This window comes from Arthrobacter sp. U41 (assembly GCF_007679325.1).
Classification (GTDB): domain Bacteria; phylum Actinomycetota; class Actinomycetes; order Actinomycetales; family Micrococcaceae; genus Arthrobacter.
The window spans coordinates 830657-849259 of sequence record NZ_VEGI01000001.1 but is presented as its reverse complement, the minus strand read 5'-3'; the positions used below and the strand labels follow the sequence as shown (position 1 = coordinate 849259).

Here is an 18603-nt window from a genome sequence, read left to right as displayed (position 1 = left end):
AACCGTGAGGATTCCGGGGTCATTCGCCTAAAGCCGTATTCCAAGCTTTGCTTAGGTGTTGGGGCGCTTGCCGTGGTTCGCGCCGCCACGCTTACGGTCACGACGTTTACGTGCACGCTTGCTCATAGCTGGCCTCCTTAATTTTTGGTACTCAAAAGAGCTGCCCTCAAGTCTCCCACATCAGGGCACCCGCCGCGAACCGGCAGGCGGGGTGCGGGGGAGTGGATCACTCCAGGGAATTCCGGATGGAGATTCTGGCCTGGTCCAGCACCGTCTTGACCGTCTCCAGCGTCACGGGTGTGATTGGATGCCGGCCGCCGTGGCGGCGCAGCTCCACCCGGATGTCGTCCCGGAATGCCTGCACCAGCATTTCCGCTTCCCGCAGCCGGCTGTCGCCCTCCTGGGAATAGCGCTGGCCGGCCAGTGAGGCGACTGTTGATCCGGCAGAGCGGGCTGAGGAGCGTGCGGCCTCGGCCGTGGCGGCCAGGTCAGCCCGCAGGCCGCGCATGTTGTCCTTGATGTCCTGCCGTAGATTGTCGGCGAGCCGCCGGACCGAGGCGGAAATGTCGTTTTCCACGCCGGCAAGCTCGTCCCGCCGGCTGTTGAGTTCCACGAGCCCTGCCGCAGTGATGCTGTAGTAGGTCCGCCGGCCCTCGGTGTGTGTGGCCACCAGCCCTTCCTCCTCCAGCTTGCCCAGCCGCGGATAGATGGTTCCGGCGCTGGGGGAGTACGTGCCGCCGAACCGTTCGCTGAGCGCCTTGATGAGCTCGTAGCCGTGTTTGGGACCGGTCTCCAGCAGGGCGAGGAGATACAGCCGCAGGGCGCCGTGGGCAAAGACCGGAGGCATCAGGGCCTCGTTTCGGTGTCCGCGCTCGGCTGGCCGTGGAAGACCGACGTTTTGCCCGACACGGAGTTGGTGCGCACCAGCATGAGCTGGGTGTCCGGGCCGGCGATGGTCTGTACGGCGCCGCCGGGCTGGTTGTACTTCGTGTGGTTGATGACCACCGCGCCGCTGGCGGACTTGGCGATGATGTCCACGCCGACGTCGTGCGGGACTCGGATGGTCACGTCTCCGGAGACGGAATTGGCGCCAAAGTCCTGGGTGAAACCGTGCAGGTCGAAGCTCAGGTCCCCGCTGACCGTGTTGGCGCGGATGTGGCTGAACTCTCCGGAGGCCGTGACCTCGCCCGAGACGCTTTTGGCCGTCAGCACGCCGTGGTGGTTGCGGGCGATCACCTCGCCGCTGACGGTGCTGACGGCCAGGTCCCCGGACGTGCCGTCGGCCAGGACGGAACCAGAGACCGTGTTGAGCCGGGTGTGCCCGCTGATCCCGGACACCATGCCGTCCCCGCTGACGGTGCCGGCCTCGACCTCAACGCCGGCGGGCAGGGCGATGCTGATGACCACCGAGTTGCTGCTGCTGTTGTTGACGGTATTCATCAGGTTCTTGAACCAGCCCTGCGGGCCGTGCAGCTGGTGCCGGATCTCAAGCCGTCCGTTGACCAGGCTGATGGCCAGCGGGTCGCCGGAAACCTCGGAGACCTCGATCCGGGCCACGGCCTCGTCATGCGTGACAATGTCGAATCGTCCCCGGACGATGCCGAGCTTGAGTGAACTGACGCCGTCGACGTCGATGGTCTGCGGACCGGTGACGGTCCAGTTGTTCTCTGCCGTGGGGTTCTCTGACATGGTTCCTCCGGGAACGCGATACTTGAAACGTATACTTGCGATATATCGTGACGATAAAGTCACGATATATCGCCGCCCTTGGCGGGTCAAGATATATCGCGAAGTTCCTGGCGGAGACGCTCTACTCCGGTGTGTCCATGCCCAGCCACTGGAACCAGCCGCGGTGCAGCACGAGCCATGCCATGAGGCCGTAGCCGGCCTGGCCGGGCGTGCCGCCGTTGGCGGCGAGGTCCTGGCGCCACTGCTCGTGGTTGAGCAGCGGGGAAAAGGTGTCGACGTAGAGGTGCTTGCGTCGGGTTGTGACGTCGGCGAAGGCGGTATTGAGCTCGCCGAGCCTGCGGTTCTGGGCCGGATCAAGGGAGGGCGGCGGGCCCACGACAAAAACCTCGATCTTGTTCTGCGAGGCCGAGTCCAGGATGTTTGCGAGGTTGAGCCGGCTGCGGGCGGTCGACAGCCCAAACTCGATGTCCCGGCCGGAGAGGCCGATCACCAGGCGGTTCTCGTAGTGGCTGTTGAAGCGGCGGCCGGCTTCCTCGAGCCAGCGGGAGGCCAGGCCTTCCGTTCCCTCCTGCGGGCAGGGGAGGGAATAGCATTCGAGCGTCATTCCGTCCTGCGGCGTGCGGGCCAGCACCCGGCCCAGCCAGCCCAGCGCCCGGGGGTCACCCAGGCCGGCCAGCAGTTCATCGCCCACGGCTGCGATCCGCAGCTTTCGATCTTCCACGACTACCTCTTCACTCCAGAGTGTCCATTGAAACCGCCCCCGAACGGTCTCGCTGCCGGGGGCAATGCCGGTTAAACAAGGCTGCCCGGCCGGAGTTGCGTGTTTCAATCTCCGGCCGGGCAGCGATGACCTTACTTACGTGCGAATGCCTGCTTGAGCAGTGCGTCCTGCTCGGCCGCGTGCCGCTTCATCGATCCTGCCGCGGTGGAAGCCGAGGCGGGGCGGGAAACGAGGCGGACCCGGCGGTCCAGCGCGTCCGGAAGGTTGAGGCCGATGAACGGCCACGGGCCCTGGTTGGCGGGCTCGTCCTGCGCCCAGACCACGTCGGCGTTCGGGTACTTCGCAAGTTCCGCGGCGATCTCGGCGGCGGGCAGCGGGTACAGCTGCTCGACGCGGACGATCGCCGTGGTCTTGTCGCCGGTCTTCTGCCGGGTGGACAGCAGATCGTAGTACAGGCGGCCGGAGACCAGCAGGACACGCTCGACGGCGTCGGCCTGCAGCTCCTCGTGCTCGGGGATGACCGTCCGGAAGGTGCCGGTGGTGAAGTCCTCCACGGACGAGGCGGCGGCCTTGAGGCGGAGCAGCTGCTTCGGCGTGAAGATGATGAGCGGCTTGCGCGGCCGGCTGTAGGCCTGGCGGCGCAGCAGGTGGAAGTGCGACGCCGACGTGGTGGGGTTGGCCACGATCATGTTCTCTTCGGCGCACATCTGCAGGAAGCGCTCAATGCGGGCGGAGGAGTGGTCCGGTCCCTGGCCTTCGTAGCCGTGCGGCAGCATCAGGACGAGCGAGGAGCGCTGGCCCCACTTTTGCTCGGCCGAGGAGATGAACTCGTCGATGATGGTCTGCGCGCCGTTGACGAAGTCACCGAACTGCGCTTCCCAGAGCACCAGGGCATCCGGGCGTTCCACCGAGTAGCCGTATTCGAAGCCCATGGCCGCGTATTCCGACAGCAGGGAGTCGTAGATCCACAGCTTGGCCTGGTCATCGGAGAGGTGTGCCAGGGGCAGCCACTCGTCGCCGTTGGCGCGGTCGTGGAAGACGGCGTGGCGCTGCACAAAGGTGCCGCGGCGCGAGTCCTGGCCGGCGAGCCGGACGGGGACGCCTTCCATGATGAGCGAGCCGAAGGCGGCCAGTTCGCCGAAGCCCCAGTCGATGCCGCCTTCGCGGGACATCACTTCGCGCTTCTCCAGCAGCTGCTTGAGCTTGGCGTGGACCGTAAAGCCTTCGGGGATGTCGACGTGTGCCTTGCCGATGCGCGCCAGTGTCTCGGCGGAAATTGCCGTCGACGCCGGGGCGTTGATGCCGGAATCGGACTGCTGGGCCAGGGGACGTTCCAGATCGGACACCGCGGCGGAATCCGCCTTGATGATCGGAATCGGGGAGGTCTGCGCAGCATGGGTCTCGGCGAAGACACGTTCCAGGCGTTCCTGGTAGTCGCGCAGCAGCTGCTCGGCTTCCTCCTCGGTGATGTCACCGCGGCCGATCAGGGATTCGGTGTACAGCTTGCGCACGGAGCGCTTGGCCTCGATCAGGTTGTACATGAGGGGCTGGGTCATCGAGGGGTCGTCGCCCTCGTTGTGGCCGCGGCGGCGGTAGCAGACCATGTCGATGACAACGTCCTTGTGGAACCGCTGGCGGAACTCGTAGGCGAGCTGGCCGATGCGGACCACGGCCTCAGGGTCGTCGCCGTTCACGTGGAACACCGGCGCCTGGATCATCTTGGCGACGTCCGTGGAGTAGGTGGACGAGCGTGACGAGGACGGCGCGGTGGTGAAACCGACCTGGTTGTTGACCACGATGTGGATGGTGCCGCCGGTGCGGTAGCCACGCAGCTGGGAGAGGTTGAGCGTTTCCGCCACCACACCCTGGCCGGCGAAAGCGGCGTCGCCGTGCACCATGATCGGGAGCACGGGGAAGGCTTCGCCCTGGTCGAGGCGGTCCTGCTTGGCGCGGACGATGCCTTCGAGGACGGAGTCCACGGCTTCGAGGTGCGACGGGTTGGCAGCGAGGTAGACCTTGGTCTCCTTGCCGTTGTCAGAGGTGAACGTGCCCTCGGTGCCGAGGTGGTATTTGACGTCGCCGGAGCCCTGTACGGAGCGCGGATCCTGGGTGCCTTCGAATTCCCGGAAGACCTGGGCGTAGGTCTTCCCGGCGATGTTCGTGAGCACGTTGAGCCGGCCGCGGTGGGCCATGCCGATCGCTACTTCGTCGAGTTCGTCGTCGGCCGCATCGGAGATGATGGCGTCCAGCAGCGGGATGAGGGATTCGCCGCCCTCCAGCGAGAAGCGCTTCTGGCCCACAAACTTGGTCTGCAGGAATGTCTCGAAGGCCTCGGCTGCGTTGAGCTTGGAGACGATGCGTAGCTGCTCGTCGCGGCTCGGCTTGGAGTACGGGTGCTCCAGCTGGTCCTGGAACCACTTGCGCTCTTCAGGATCCTGGATGTGCATGTATTCGATGCCCGTGGTGCGGCAGTAGGCGTCGCGGAGCACGCCGAGGATGTCGCGGAAGGCCAGCTGGGGCTTGCCGCCGAAGCCGCCGGTGGGCCACTCGCGGTCCAGGTCCCACAGCGTCAGGCCGTAGGTCAGGACGTCGAGGTCGGGGTGCTTGCGCTGGACGTACTCGAGCGGATCGGTGTCCGCCATGAGGTGGCCGCGGACGCGGTAGGCGTGGATGAGCTGCTGGATCCGGGCGACCTTGTTGATCTCGTCGGCCGGGTCCACCTGCAGGTCAGGGCTCCACCGGACAGGCTCGTAGGGGATCCGCAGGGACTCGAAGATCTCGTCGTAGAAGTTCTGCGCGCCCAGCAGGAGCTGGTGCACCAGCTTCAGGAACTCGCCGCTGCCGGCACCCTGGATGACGCGGTGGTCATAGGTGGAGGTCAGGGTGAGGACCTTGCTGATGGCGTTGTGCGCGATGATCTTCGCGCTGGCGCCTTGGAACTCGGCCGGGTAATCCAGTGCGCCGACGCCGATGATGGCGGCTTGGCCCTTGGACAGGCGGGGCACGGAGTGCACGGTTCCGATGCCGCCGGGGTTGGTCAGCGACACCGTGGTGCCGGAGTGGTCATCCGCGGTCAGCTTGCCGGCGCGGGCGCGCTTGATCAGGTCCTCGTAGGTGTGCCAGAACTCGGAGAAGTTGAGGGTCTCGGCCTTCTTGATGTTCGGGACCATCAGCAGGCGCGTGCCGTCGGGCTTGGGCATGTCAATGGCGATGCCGAAGTTCACGTGCGCCGGCTGGACCGCGACAGGCTTGCCGTCCACCTCGTCGTAGTAGACGTTCATCGAGGGGAACTGGGCAAGGGCGCGGATGACGGCGTAGCCGATCAGGTGCGTGAAGGAGACCTTGCCGCCACGGGCGCGGGCCAGGTTGGAGTTGATGACCACGCGGTTGTCGATCAGCAGCTTCGCGGGGATGGCGCGCACGCTGGTGGCGGTCGGAATCTCCAGGCTGGTGATCATGTTGGAGGCGATTGCCTTGGCCGGGCCGCGGAGGACGGAGACGACGTCTTCCTCGGGGGCGGTCGGGGCCTTGATGTTCTTGGGCAGCTGGGCCGGAATCGGCTGGGTGCCGGGGCCGGCTTCGGAAGTCTTGGCGCCGTCGCGGGCAACGGTGGCCGGGGCTTTCTTCGCGGCGGCGGGCGCGGGGGGCGCTGCAGCCGGGGCGGCGGGGGCTGCAGCCTGCGCGGCCGGCTGCTTTGCCGGCTCGGCAGCCGGAGCTACGACGGGAAGTTCGCGGGTGGCGGGGTGCGCAACAGCCGCTGCGCCCGAGGCTCCGTTGGTGGAGGAACTGTCACCGGCGTCGAAGGATTCGAACAGAGGCCACCACTTCGCGTCCACCGTGTTCTTGTCCTGCTGATAACGCTCGTACAGTTCGTCAACGAGCCACTCGTTTCCGCCAAATTCCTCTGGTAGACGGTGGCTAGGCTGCTCTGGCACTTGAATTACGCCTCTTCCATGAGTTTGATTCCCACTGGTTTCAAGGTGCCTCAGCACAACAGTTGAACCAGTCTCCGCGTCCAGTGAACCCAGACCCATGCCAGTCTAGTGACGAATATTGCCAAACCGCCAATAAGGGTGACTCAAATCATCAAGTCGGCTCAAAGCACCCGCACGGCACGTCATTTTGACCCCGGGGGGACAGCCCGCGAGGGGCCCGCATGACCTGCCGCCGCCGCGCCGGGCGGGTGCCGCGGCCGTTCGAAGCCTCGCTAGACTCACCCTGAGAACCCGTTGAGCATCGGAATGCTTATTTTTGCTTAATCTAAGGAGCAGCCGTGCGTTTCCTGACCGACCCCACCACCGACCTGACCTATTCGGACCTCTTCCTGGTGCCGTCCCGTTCCGGCGTCACCTCCCGGCTGGACGTGGACCTGACCGCCGACGACGGGACCGGTTCCGCGATCCCCCTGGTGGCCGCCAACATGACGGCGGTGACCGGCAAGCGCATGGCCGAGACCATGGCCCGGCGCGGCGGGCTGGCGGTGCTGCCGCAGGACGTGCCGCTGGACGTGATCCGCGACGTGACGGCCTGGATCAAGACCCGCCACCCCGTCCTGGAGACGCCGGTGACGCTCTCGCCCGCCAGCACGGTCATTGACGCCCTGCACCTGATGGGCAAACGTCCGCACGGGGCCATCGCGGTGGTGGACCACTCGGGTGCCGTCGCCGGCATCGTCCGGGCCTCCGACTGCGAGGGCCAGGACCGGTTCGCCTCGATCGCCTCCGTGATGCGCCACCAGCCGCTGGTGCTGGATGCGGCATCGCTGGACGTGACCTTGCCGGACGGGGCATCGCTGGACGGGGCATCGCTGGACGGGACACCGGAAAGCACGCCCGACGGCGGGTCCGGCGCCGGCCTGCGCCGCGCCTTCGACGCGATGGACGCTGCCGGAACCGACTTTGTGCCCGTGCAGCGGGACGGTGTCCTGGCCGGCGTCCTCACCCGGAAGGGCGCCCTGCGCTCCACGCTGTACCGGCCCTCGCTGGACGCTGACGGCAGGCTCAAGGTGGCGGCCGCCGTCGGGATCAACGGTGATGTCGCCGGGCGGGCGGCGGAACTCCTCGCCGCCGGGGTCAACGTCCTGGTCCTCGATACCGCGCACGGCCACCAGCAGAAAATGTTCGAAGCCCTCGCCGCCGTCAAGGGCCTCAACCCTGGCGTCCCCGTGGTGGCAGGCAACGTGGTCACCGCGGACGCGACCCGCGAACTCATCCAGGCCGGGGCGGACATCGTCAAGGTGGGTGTGGGCCCCGGCGCCATGTGCACCACCCGCATGATGACGGCCGTGGGCCGGCCGCAGTTCTCTGCCGTGCTCGAGTGCTCTGCCGCCGCACGGGCCGCCGGGGGCCGGGTCTGGGCCGACGGCGGCGTCCGCTACCCGCGCGACGTAGCGCTCGCGCTGGCGGCCGGGGCCAGCCAGGTGATGATCGGCTCCTGGTTCGCCGGCACGCACGAAAGCCCGGGGGACCTGCAGCAGGATGCCGGCGGGCGCCAGTACAAGGAAAGCTTCGGCATGGCATCCGCCCGGGCCGTGCAGAACCGCAACCAGCGCGAGGGCGCCTTCGAAAAGGACCGCAAGGCACTGTTTGAGGAAGGCATCTCCACGTCCCGGATGTTCATCGATCCGGCGCGTCCCGGCGTCGAGGACCTGCTGGACATGATCACCGCCGGGCTCCGCAGCTCCATGAGCTACGCCGGCGCCGCGGACCTGGCGCAGTTCCGGGAACGCGCCGTTGCGGGGATCCAGTCCGCGGCCGGCTATGAGGAAGGCCGCCCGGTGCCGCAAAGCTGGTGAGCGGCCGGCGTCCGCTGGCGGCCGCAGCCGGCCGCCGTCGGACGCCGCGTTTGCGGTATCACCGTGGCGGTCACGACGGCGGCTGTGCCCGGCGCTCCTGTAGACTGACATTCTTATGGACAGTAAATCTAGGTGCCGGCCTGGGGGCTGTCAGCGGGGAACGGATTCCCTTCCCGCGCAGTCCACCCGAAGAGCCGGCAAACCCCGTTCACGCGCCCATCACTCTGCGGCGGCACACCGTCACCTTGTTCTTCGGGAGAGCCGTGCCTCCCAGGAAGCCAGTGCCTGCCAGGATCAAGGGTCGGCCGCGGCCGACCACCCTCCGCCAGGCAAATTCCCCAAGCAGCCACTCCGGGCAGCCGCGAAAGCGGGCCGCTAGATGGAGTGGCTCCTTCTCGGTGCAGGCCTGCTGCTCATCCTCGGAACCGGCTTCTTCGTAGCCGTTGAATTCTCCCTCGTTGCCCTTGACCAGGCCACGGTCCAGCGGGCCGTTGATGACGGCGACACTGCCGCCGTCCCCCTGCTCAAATGCCTCAAGTCCCTGTCCACGCAGCTTTCCAGCTGCCAGCTGGGCATCACCATCACCACGCTGCTCACCGGCTACGTTATGGAACCGTCGGTCGGCCAGCTGCTCGAGGGCCCGCTGAGCGCCCTGGGGTTGCCGGACGCCGCCGTTTCCTCCGTGTCGCTGATCCTTGCGATGGCCTTCGCGACGCTCCTGTCCATGCTGATCGGCGAGCTGGTGCCGAAGAACATGGCCATTGCCCTGTCGTTCCAAGTGGGTAAGGCCCTGGCCCGCCCGCAGCTGATCTTCACTGCGATCTTCAGACCCGCCATCGTGGTGCTCAACGGCTTCTCCAACAAGGTGCTGAACATCTTCGGCCTGGAGGCCAAGGAAGAGATTTCCGGGGCACGGACTCCGGCGGAGCTCGCCTCCCTCGTCCGCCGCTCGGCGGCGATGGGAACCCTCGACGCCGGCACAGCCAACTTCATCGCCCGGACGCTCAAGTTCTCGGGCCGGACAGCAGCGGATGTAATGACGCCGCGCATCCGGGTCGAGACCATCGACGGCGACCAGCCCGTCTCCGACATTGTGGAGGCCGCACGCCGCACCGGCTATTCGAGGTTCCCGGTCATCGGCGAATCCTCGGACGACATCCGCGGTGTGGTGCACATCAAAAAGGCTATCGCCGTTCCGTCGGACCGGCGCGCCAAGCTGGAAGCCGGCGCCATCATGACCGATGTGCTCCGGGTTCCCGAAACCATTCACCTGGACGCCCTGCTGGCGGAACTGCGCGAAGGCAATCTGCAGCTGGCCGTGGTTTTGGACGAGTACGGCGGTACCGCCGGCATCGCAACCCTGGAGGACCTGGTTGAGGAAATCGTCGGAGAAGTGGCCGATGAACACGACAAGGTCCGGCCGGGCCTGCTGCAGAGCGCGTCCGGCGACTGGTACTTCCCGGGCCTGCTGCGCCCGGACGAACTCTCCGAACAGATTCCGGGCCTGACCGTGCCCGACGAGTCTGCCTACGAAACGGTGGGAGGCTACGTCATGAGCATGTTGGGCCGGATCGCCGTGGTGGGGGACACCGTGGACGTCCATGGCGGCACGCTGGCCGTCACCCGGATGGACGGGCGCAGGATCGACCGGATCTGCTTCAAGCCGGCCCGGGTGCATCATGATGAGCGCTCCAACGGCCAGGTCGGTGCAGCATGAATGACTGGTTAGGGATCTTCTGGCTCGTTGTCCTGCTGCTCGGCAACGCCTTCTTCGTTGGCGCCGAGTTTGCGGTCATGTCCGCCCGCCGGAGCCAGATCGAGCCGCTTGCCGAGGCGGGCTCCAAGCGTGCACAGACCACCCTGCGGGCGATGGAAAACGTCTCCCTTATGCTGGCCTGCGCCCAGTTGGGCATTACCGTCTGTTCGCTGCTGATCCTGCAGGTCGCGGAACCGGCCATCCACCACCTGATGGTGGTGCCGCTGGAGGCGACCGGCGTTCCGGCCGAGGTCGCGGACATTGCGGCGTTCGCCGTCGCACTGGCGCTGGTTACGTTCCTGCACGTCACCATCGGCGAGATGGTGCCGAAGAACATTTCGGTCTCCGTGGCGGACAAGGCAGCCCTGCTGCTGGCCCCGCCGCTGATGTTCATCGCGCGGGTGGTGAAGCCGGTGATTGTGGCGCTCAACTGGTCCGCGAACCACATCCTGAAACTGATGCGGATCGAGCCCAAGGACGAAGTTAACTCCTCCTTCACACTGGAGGAGGTTCAATCGATCGTGCAGGAATCCACCCGCCACGGGCTGGTGGACGACGACGCCGGACTCATCACCGGTGCGCTGGAGTTCTCCGCGCACACAGCGTCGAGCGTGATGGTCCCGTTGGACAAGCTGGTGATGATGAAACCGGCCACCACACCGGTGGAGTTCGAAAAGGCGGTGAGCCGGACCGGGTTCTCACGCTTCCCGATGCTGGACGATGACGGAATGCTCTCCGGCTACCTCCACATCAAGGACGTGCTCTCCATCCCGGACGCGGCGTACCACCAGCCGATCGCCGAAAGCCACATCCGGTCCCTGGCGAACCTGTCCATGGACGATGAAATCGAGAAAGCCATGTCCGTGATGCAGCGGACCGGATCGCACCTCGCCCGCGTGATCGGCCCGGACGGCAAAACCCAGGGCGTGCTGTTCCTCGAGGATGTCATCGAGGAACTCGTCGGCGAGATCAGGGACGCTACGCAGGCCACCGGCTACCGGAGGCTTGGCCAGGACCAGTAGCCGCGTGCAGGCTCGGAGGTGGCCCTAAATAGGAATCATTCCTATTTAGGGCTACACTCAAAGCTGTTGCTATTGCTCCCGATTCTCAATAACAGATCCGAGGTTTCCCGTGCGTCGTCCTGCTGCCCGTGCCATCGTTGCCGCATTTGCCGGCCTGAGCGTGTTCCTGACGGCCTGCGGTCCGGCGTCGGTGAGCGCCGGGGGAAGCGCCGACGACGGTCTTGTCGACGTCGTCGCCTCCACCAGTGTTTACGGGGACATCGTCGGTACCATCGGCGGCGACAAAGTGCGTGTTACTTCCATCATCAACCGGACCAGCCAGGACCCGCACTCCTACGAGGCGACCACCCAGGACAAGCTGGCGGTATCCAAGGCCGAGCTGCTGGTGGAAAACGGCGGAGGATATGACGATTTCATCCATAAACTTGCCGAAGACACGGGGCTCGACGAGGGCAACGTCCTGAATGCCGTGGAGCTGTCCGGACTGGCTCCGGAAGAGCCCGCGGGCGCGTCCGCCGATGCGTCCGCCGACGCATCCGCCTCCGCCGACGCTGACGGCCACGGCCACGAAAACGAGGGATTCAACGAGCACGTGTGGTACAGCCTGCCCGCCATGGCCCGGCTGGCTGACGCCGTCGCGGCCAAGCTGGGCGAGCTTGAACCGTCCTCCGCGGGGACATTCAGCAGCAACGCCGCGGCCTTCAAGGAGTCGCTCGGCGGCCTCGAAACCAAGCTGGCGGGCGTCAAGGCGTCCGACGGTGGGGCGCCCGTCGCTGTGACGGAACCGGTGCCGCTCTACCTGCTCGAGGCCGCCGGCCTGGACAACCGGACTCCGGATGAGTACACCGCCGCGATCGAAGAGGATACCGACGTGCCGCCTGCGGTCCTGAAGGCGACCACCGATCTTGTGAAATCGGGCAGCATCAGGCTGCTCGCCTACAACCAGCAGACCGAAGGCCCGCAGACGGTCGATGTCAAGAACGCGGCAACTGCGGCCGGCGTCCCGGTGGTGAATTTCAGCGAGACCCTTCCGGAGGGCAAGACCTACGTGGAGTGGATGACCGGGAATGTCGACAACATTGTCAAGGCGCTGGCCTAAGATTAGCGGGACAGCGTGAGCTGACCGCGCAGCGAGACAGACCCGCTGGACGGATCAGCGAACTACCAGCCAGACACCCTGCCCGGACAACCCAGCCGGACGCCCCGGCGCAGCGCGGCTTGCGCAGAATTCGAGGAAAGCCCAGTTGACACCCGTAGTGAGCCTCCGTGGTGCCTCCCTCGCGTTCGGCAAGCGCACCTTGTGGGAGGGCCTTGATCTGGACATCAACGCGGGTGAATTCTTCGCAGTCCTTGGCCCCAACGGCAGCGGCAAAACCACCTTCCTCAAGGTCCTGCTGGGCCTGCAGGAGCTGAGTTCCGGTTCGGCCACGCTTGACGGGCGGCCCGTGGAGCGGGGCAGCCGGGGGATCGGCTATGTCCCGCAGCAGAAGTCCTTCGACCCGGACACGCCGCTGCGCGCCCGCGACCTCGTGGGCCTCGGCGTCGACGGCCACCGCTGGGGCGTCCGGCTGGGCGGCGCGAAAGTTAACCGCAGGATCGATGAACTGCTCGACCTCGTGGGGGCCACCGAGTATGCGAAGGTTCCCGTGGGCCAGCTCTCCGGCGGGGAACAGCAGCGGCTGCGCGTGGCGCAGGCCCTGGCCGCCGACCCCAAGGTGCTGCTCTGCGATGAACCCCTGCTTTCCCTCGACCTGCAGCACCAGCAGGCCGTCAGTGCCCTGATCAACAAGCAGTGCCACGACCAGGACAGTGCCGTGGTCTTCGTAACGCACGAGATCAATCCGATCATGGACTACGTTGACCGGGTCCTGTACCTGGCCGGCGGGCGGTTCCGGGTGGGCCCGCCCGAGGAGGTCATGACCACGGAAGTGCTGTCCGACCTCTATGGCAGCCACGTCGAAGTGATCAACGCCAATGGCCGCCTGATCGTCGTCGGGCTTCCCGACGCCACGACGCACCACCACGAGGACGCCCACGCGGTGGCGGGGGAGATGGGCTAGATGGACCTGGACAACCTGCTCAACTCAATCTTCAACTTCGAAAACTACGGCGAACTCCTGGTGCTGGTCCAGAATTCCCTCTGGGCGGGCGCAGTCCTGGGCCTGCTGGGCGGGCTGGTTGGAACCTTCGTGATGAAGCGTGACCTGGCCTTCGCCGTCCACGGGATCTCCGAACTCTCATTTGCCGGCGCGGCCTTTGCCCTGCTGATCGGGGCGGACATCGTCCTGGGTTCCCTGGCGGGATCCGTCGTGGCGGCGCTGCTGCTGGGACTGCTGGGCGTCCGCGCCCGCGACAAGAACTCGATCATCGGCGTCATCATGCCGTTCGGGCTGGGCCTGGGAATCCTGTTCCTGTCGCTGTACGAGGGGCGGGCCGCCAACAAGTTTGGACTGCTCACCGGTCAGATTGTCTCGGTCGGCACCGTCCAGCTGCAGGTGCTGGCGGTGGCCGCCGTCGTTGTGATGATCGCCTTGGTGGCCATCTGGCGTCCGTTGAGCTTCGCAAGTGTGGACCCCGACGTGGCGTCGGCCCGCGGAGTTCCCGTGCGGGCCCTCGCCATCGGGTTCATGTTGCTGCTCGGCGTCAGCGTGGCGCTCTCCATCCAGATTGTCGGCGCCCTGCTGGTGCTGGCGCTGCTGATCACGCCTGCGGCGGCCGCGATGCGGGTGACGTCGTCGCCGCGGCTGGTGGTGATCCTGAGTGTTGTGTTCGCCGTGACGGCGACGGTGGGCGGCATTCTGCTGGCCCTCGGCGGCCGGATCCCGATCAGCCCGTACGTGACCACACTGTCCTTCCTGATCTATGTCGTGTGCCGGGTGATCGGCGGCGTTCGCGCCAAGCGCGGCCTGAACGGCAGGGTGCTGAACGAGTCGGCGGTGCCGGCGGCCTGAGGCGCCGCAGCCGGATCCTCGAGTGTGCATCACTGCAAGTATGCAGTTGTGCAAACATTGCAGTTGTGCAATTCTTGATCCATGACTGATGCCGTTGCGCTGCCCCTGCGTGAGCGCAAGAAGGCCGAGACCTGGACAGCCCTCCATGAGGCGGCCGCCTCCCTCGCCCTGCAGCACGGCGTCGAGCAGGCCACAGTAGAGGCCATCGCAGCGAACGCCGGCGTCTCTCCGCGGACGTTCTTCAACTATTTCCAGGCGAAGGAAGACGCCATCCTGGGCCTCCGTGAGCCTGTCCTGGAAGCCTCGCTGCTTGCTGAAATCTCCGTCACCGCCGACGATCTGGTGGGGCAGGTCTCGCGCCTCCTCATGACCGTTGCCTCGACCGCGCTCGGGGGCGACGACCGCGCACGCCGCCGCCAGCTGATCGCCAGGGATCCCCACTTGGGCCGCCGCCACATGGATTACATGGTCAAAGCCGAGACCCTGGTCTGCCAGGCACTCGCCGGTGTGCTGGGTCAAGAGTCCGCCTGGGCGGACGGCGTCGAAGGCTTCGGCCCCGAGGAATCCGCGCGCATGCTGGTGATGATCGCCGGCGTCCCCATCCGCTTCAAGCTCACCTCCGCCGACTTTGACCCCGTCGAGGGCATCTCCGCGGAAACCCTCCAGCCGTCGTTGGCGCTGCTCCGCCATTTACTAAGGAAACTCTCATGACCACGCAACCTGTCACCGCCACGGGACCGGCCGGGCAAAAGCAGCACATGGTGCTGATGTTCGTGGGCCTGATGCTCTCGATGCTTCTGGCGGCCCTGAACCAGACAGTGCTCAGTACGGCACTGCCCACCATCGTGGGAGAACTCCATGGCGTCAGCGACATGTTGTGGGTCATCACCGCCTATATCCTCGCCTCCACCATCACCATGCCCATCTACGGCAAACTCGGCGACCTCATGGGACGCAAAGCCCTGCTGATCGCCGCCATCATCCTGTTTATGATCGGTTCCGTCATCGGCGGCCTGGCCAACAACATGGGTGTGCTCATCACCGCCCGCGTCGTGCAGGGACTCGGCGGCGGCGGTCTGATGATCCTCTCCCAGGCGGTCATCGCCGACGTCGTGCCGCCCCGCGAACGCGGCAAATACATGGGGATGATGGGCGGGGTCTTCGCCATCGCCTCGGTCGCCGGCCCGCTGCTGGGCGGCTGGTTCACTGAAGGTCCCGGCTGGCGCTGGGTGTTCTGGATCAACATTCCCCTCGGTCTGCTGGCACTGGCCGGCGCCGTCTTTTTCGTGAAGCTGCCCAAACACCGCGGCAAACCGCGCCTGGACCTCGGAGGCATGGTGCTGCTCGCGATCGCCACGACCTGCCTCGTGCTCTTCGCGACCTGGGGCGGCGGCAAGTACGCATGGAACGATCCCATCATCCTGGGCCTGATCGCCGGCACAGTTGCCAGCGCGGTTGCCTTCGTCCTGGTGGAGCGGCGCACGGCCGAGCCGATCATTCCGCTGCACCTGTTCAAGGACCTCAACTTCAACCTCTCGACCATCGCCGGGCTGCTGATCGGCGTGGCCATGTTCGGAGCGATCGGCTACCTGCCTACGTATCTGCAGATGGCGTTCAGCGTCAACGCCACCGAATCCGGGCTGCTGATGATCCCGATGATGGGTGCCCTGCTGGTTGCCTCGGTGGTGTCCGGGCAGCTGGTCAGCCGCACCGGGCGCTACAAGTGGATGCCGATTGCCGGCGGCGTGCTGGTTGCGATCGCCCTGGTGCTGCTCTCCACCCTCAAGCCGGGAGCACCACTCTGGGAAATCTGCGCCTACCTGGCCGTGATGGGGCTGGGGTTGGGCCTGAGCATGCAGATCATGGTGCTGATCGTGCAGAACTCGTTCCCGTTGCGCGAAGTCGGCACCGCGACGGCGTCGAACAACTTCTTCCGGCAGATCGGGGCCACCCTCGGCTCAGCGGTGGTGGGAAGCCTCTTCGCGAGCCGGCTGGCCGAGCTGCTCGCCGAGCGTCTGCCGGCTGCCGGAGAGGGAGGAGGCGCGCCGGGAGGATCGAACTCACTCACTCCGGCAGTGGTCAGCCAGCTGCCGGCGCCGGTCAAGGAAGCCATCATCTCGTCCTATAACGATGCCCTGACGCCCATCTTCGTCTGGATGGTGCCGCTTGCGCTGGCGGCCGCCGTGCTGATGTGCTTCGTCAAGCAAAAGCCGCTGGCCACCGCCATTGAGCACGATGTCCTGTCCGAATCCATTTCGGAGGGCAACATCCTGATTACGGCCGACGACGCCAGCGACGCGGCCCGCGTTTCGGCCTCCGGGTCCCGGAACTAGGCGGAATTCCGGGCCGTGCACTCCGGGCACAGCCCGAAAATCTCGACGGTGTGCTCCACTGCGGTGAAGCCGTGCTCGGCAGCCGTCCGCGCGGCCCAGGACTCCACGGCGGGTGCCTCGACCTCGACGGCCTTCCCGCAGCTGCGGCACAGCAAATGGTGATGATGGCCGGTGACGGCGCAGCGCCGGTACACGGCCTCGCCGTCGGCATTCCGGAGGACGTCCACCAAACCGTCATCGGCAAGGGACTGCAGGATCCGGTAGGAGGTGGCGAGGGACACCGATGTGCCGCGCTCCTGCAGGATGCGGTGCAGCTCCTGGGTGCTGACGAAGTCGGTCAGCTCATCCAGGACCGCGCTGACTGCAACGCGCTGCTTGGTGACACGCTGCTCTTTGACCGCGGCGGGAGGCGGCGCCGTTGTCCGGCTGCCGTTGGCTGTGGCGCCCTGGGACATCGTGGAACTCGCTTCAGTGGTGGACTCGATACGGGGTGTGGCAAGGTCCAAGATTACCAGCCGGCACGTGGACACCGCTTTGCCGGAACCCTAGGCTGGCCGGATGATGCTGACCAAATTCACGCATTCCTGTGTCCGGCTGGAGAAGGACGGCAAGGCGCTGGTGTTCGATCCGGGGAACTTCTCGGAGACGGACCTGGCCCTCGCCGGCGCCGACGCCGTGCTGATCACGCACGAGCATCCCGACCACGTCGACGTTGACGCCGTCACTGCCGCCCTCCTGGCCGACGACGCGCTCCAGCTGTTCGCCCCGGCCGGGGTCGCGGCGCAACTGCGGGAGAAGGCACCGGACGCCGGGCAGCGGATCCACACGGTGGCGCCCGGCGAGGACTTTGAGACGGCCGGATTCTCCATTCGGACTTTTGGCGGACAGCATGCGGTCATCCATCCGCAGATCCCGGTGGTGGCCAATATCGGCTACTTCGTCGACGCCAACGTCTACCACCCCGGCGATTCCTTCATAATTCCCGACGGCGTGAGCGTGCGGACGCTGCTGGTGCCCATCCACGCACCCTGGAACAAGGTGGGGGAGGTGGTGGACTTCGTGATCGGTGTCCGCGCCCCGAAGGCCTTCCCGATCCACGACGCCCTGCTCAATGAGAACGGGCGCGGCCTGGTGGAGGGGCATGTGACCCGTTTCGGCGCCAGGTACGGGACCGACTACCGGCACCTGTCCAGCGGGGACACCGTTCAGGTGTAGGGGCACCCGGGCTCAGGCTGGCCAGCTCCCGGTGGCGAAGAAATCACGGATGGTCGCTTCATGCGGTGCGGGATCCAGGCCCTGGGCCTGCAGCCAGTCCGGGTTGTAGTAATTGCCGGCGTAGCGGTCACCGCCGTCGCACATCAGTGACACCACGCTGCCGCGGCGGCCCTCGGCGATCATCCCGGCGATGAGCTGCCAGACGCCCCACAGGTTGGTGCCGGTGGACGGGCCGGCGTGCAGGCCGGCGTAGTCATTGAGATGGCGCATGGCCGCCACCGAGGCCGCGTCCGGGACCGGGACCATGCGGTCGATGACGGCCGGGACAAAGCTGGGTTCCAGCCGCGCCCGGCCGATACCCTCGATCCGCGACGGCATGCTGCCGGCACCCGGGGCCGGGTGGATTGGGGCTCCGGCCCGGTGGCTCTGCAACCAGCCCGGGTAGAACGCGGAGTTCTCCGGATCCACCACTGCGAGCTCCGTGTTGTGGCGGTGGTACCGGAGATAGCGGCCGATGGTGGCACTGGTGCCGCCGGTGCCGGCGCCCACGACGATCCAGCGCGGGATCGGGTGCTCCTCGAGGGCAAGCTGCCCGAAAATTGACTCGGCGATGTTGTTGTTGCCGCGCCAGTCCGTGGCCCGCTCGGCATAGGTGAACTGGTCCATGTAGTGGCCGTTGGTGCGCCGGGCGAGGTCCCCGGCGGCTTCATAGACCTCCGAAGCGTGGTCCACCAGCAGGCACGAGCCGCCGAACTGCTCGATCAGGGCGATCTTCTCCCGGCTGGTGCTCCGGGCCATTACCGCAATGAACGGCAGCCCCAGCAGCTGGGCAAAATAGGCTTCCGAGACGGCCGTGCTGCCGCTGGAGGCCTCCACGATGGTGGTGCCTTCCGAGATCCAGCCGTTGACCAGTCCAAAAAGGAACAGTGAGCGGGCCAGCCGGTGCTTCAGGCTGCCGGTCCGGTGAGTGGACTCGTCCTTGAGGTACAGCTGGACGCCCCAGTGTTCCGGAAGCGGGACGGAGTACAAATGCGTGTCCGCGGACCGGTTGTTCTCGGCGTTGATTCTCCGGATGGCCTCGTCGGCCCAGGCCCTGTCCTGCTGTCGCTCTCTGATCACCGC

16 protein-coding genes are annotated in these 18603 nt (G+C 66.4%); 9 read left to right on the top strand and 7 right to left on the bottom strand.

The window, feature by feature from the left end; genetic code table 11:
• Positions 1-51: 51 nt before the first annotated feature.
• The 5 genes from FS787_RS18260 to FS787_RS03860 all read right to left on the bottom strand — a co-directional run bounded on the left by FS787_RS18260 (position 52) and on the right by FS787_RS03860 (position 6345).
• Positions 52-126 carry a 50S ribosomal protein bL37 gene (locus FS787_RS18260; RefSeq protein WP_369299106.1) on the bottom strand — a complete coding sequence of 25 codons (75 nt, stop codon included), beginning with the start codon at positions 124-126 and terminating at the stop codon, positions 52-54.
• A 100-nt stretch (positions 127-226) separates the two neighbouring features.
• Positions 227-847 (bottom strand): PadR family transcriptional regulator, encoded by a 621-nt coding sequence (locus FS787_RS03875; RefSeq protein ID WP_144670978.1) that lies wholly within the window; start codon positions 845-847, stop codon positions 227-229.
• Positions 847-1689: a DUF4097 family beta strand repeat-containing protein gene (locus FS787_RS03870; protein ID WP_144670977.1), complete on the bottom strand. Its 843-nt coding sequence runs from the start codon at positions 1687-1689 to the stop codon at positions 847-849. Before FS787_RS03870 ends, FS787_RS03875 begins: the two co-directional genes overlap by 1 nt.
• 121 nt (positions 1690-1810) lie before the next feature.
• Entirely contained in the window at positions 1811-2410 is a 600-nt protein-coding gene (locus FS787_RS03865) for a GDSL-type esterase/lipase family protein (protein WP_144670976.1), read from the bottom strand.
• Positions 2411-2541: 131 nt separating this feature from the next.
• The gene (locus FS787_RS03860; RefSeq protein WP_144670975.1) at positions 2542-6345 is read right to left on the bottom strand and encodes a multifunctional oxoglutarate decarboxylase/oxoglutarate dehydrogenase thiamine pyrophosphate-binding subunit/dihydrolipoyllysine-residue succinyltransferase subunit; all 3804 of its coding nucleotides are present in this window, start codon (positions 6343-6345) and stop codon (positions 2542-2544) included.
• A 338-nt stretch (positions 6346-6683) separates the two neighbouring features.
• Between FS787_RS03860 and FS787_RS03855 the strand changes: the two genes are divergently transcribed.
• The 8 genes from FS787_RS03855 to FS787_RS03820 all read left to right on the top strand — a co-directional run bounded on the left by FS787_RS03855 (position 6684) and on the right by FS787_RS03820 (position 16266).
• Complete coding sequence (locus FS787_RS03855; protein WP_144670974.1) at positions 6684-8204, top strand: GuaB1 family IMP dehydrogenase-related protein; 1521 nt, start codon at positions 6684-6686, stop codon at positions 8202-8204.
• A gap of 379 nt (positions 8205-8583) precedes the next feature.
• The gene (locus tag FS787_RS03850) at positions 8584-9921 is read left to right on the top strand and encodes a hemolysin family protein (protein ID WP_144670973.1); all 1338 of its coding nucleotides are present in this window, start codon (positions 8584-8586) and stop codon (positions 9919-9921) included.
• A complete protein-coding gene (locus tag FS787_RS03845) occupies positions 9918-10982 on the top strand; it encodes a hemolysin family protein (protein WP_144670972.1) in 1065 nt (354 codons plus the stop codon). The genes FS787_RS03850 and FS787_RS03845 overlap by 4 nt, the downstream gene beginning before the upstream one ends.
• Positions 10983-11091: 109 nt before the next feature.
• Positions 11092-12081, top strand: a complete 990-nt coding sequence (locus FS787_RS03840; RefSeq protein ID WP_144670971.1) for a metal ABC transporter solute-binding protein, Zn/Mn family — start codon at positions 11092-11094, stop codon at positions 12079-12081.
• 145 nt (positions 12082-12226) lie between these two features.
• Positions 12227-13042, top strand: coding sequence for a metal ABC transporter ATP-binding protein (locus tag FS787_RS03835; RefSeq protein WP_186329086.1), 816 nt, complete (start codon positions 12227-12229; stop codon positions 13040-13042).
• Positions 13043-13933 carry a metal ABC transporter permease gene (locus FS787_RS03830; protein WP_144670970.1) on the top strand — a complete coding sequence of 297 codons (891 nt, stop codon included), beginning with the start codon at positions 13043-13045 and terminating at the stop codon, positions 13931-13933.
• Between the two features lie 81 nt (positions 13934-14014).
• On the top strand, positions 14015-14644 hold the full coding sequence (locus FS787_RS03825; RefSeq protein WP_144670969.1) for a TetR/AcrR family transcriptional regulator: 630 nt from the start codon (positions 14015-14017) through the stop codon (positions 14642-14644).
• Entirely contained in the window at positions 14641-16266 is a 1626-nt protein-coding gene (locus FS787_RS03820; protein ID WP_144670968.1) for an MDR family MFS transporter, read from the top strand. Before FS787_RS03825 ends, FS787_RS03820 begins: the two co-directional genes overlap by 4 nt.
• On the opposite strand, the gene FS787_RS03815 is transcribed toward FS787_RS03820, so the two are convergent.
• Entirely contained in the window at positions 16263-16721 is a 459-nt protein-coding gene (locus tag FS787_RS03815; protein WP_144671923.1) for a Fur family transcriptional regulator, read from the bottom strand. The two genes, FS787_RS03820 and FS787_RS03815, sit on opposite strands and share 4 nt — an antisense overlap.
• Before the next feature lie 103 nt (positions 16722-16824).
• Between FS787_RS03815 and FS787_RS03810 the strand changes: the two genes are divergently transcribed.
• On the top strand, positions 16825-17481 hold the full coding sequence (locus FS787_RS03810) for an MBL fold metallo-hydrolase (RefSeq protein WP_144670967.1): 657 nt from the start codon (positions 16825-16827) through the stop codon (positions 17479-17481).
• 12 nt (positions 17482-17493) lie between these two features.
• On the opposite strand, the gene FS787_RS03805 is transcribed toward FS787_RS03810, so the two are convergent.
• Positions 17494-18600, bottom strand: a complete 1107-nt coding sequence (locus FS787_RS03805; RefSeq protein ID WP_144670966.1) for a PLP-dependent cysteine synthase family protein — start codon at positions 18598-18600, stop codon at positions 17494-17496.
• Between the last annotated feature and the right edge of the window lie 3 nt (positions 18601-18603).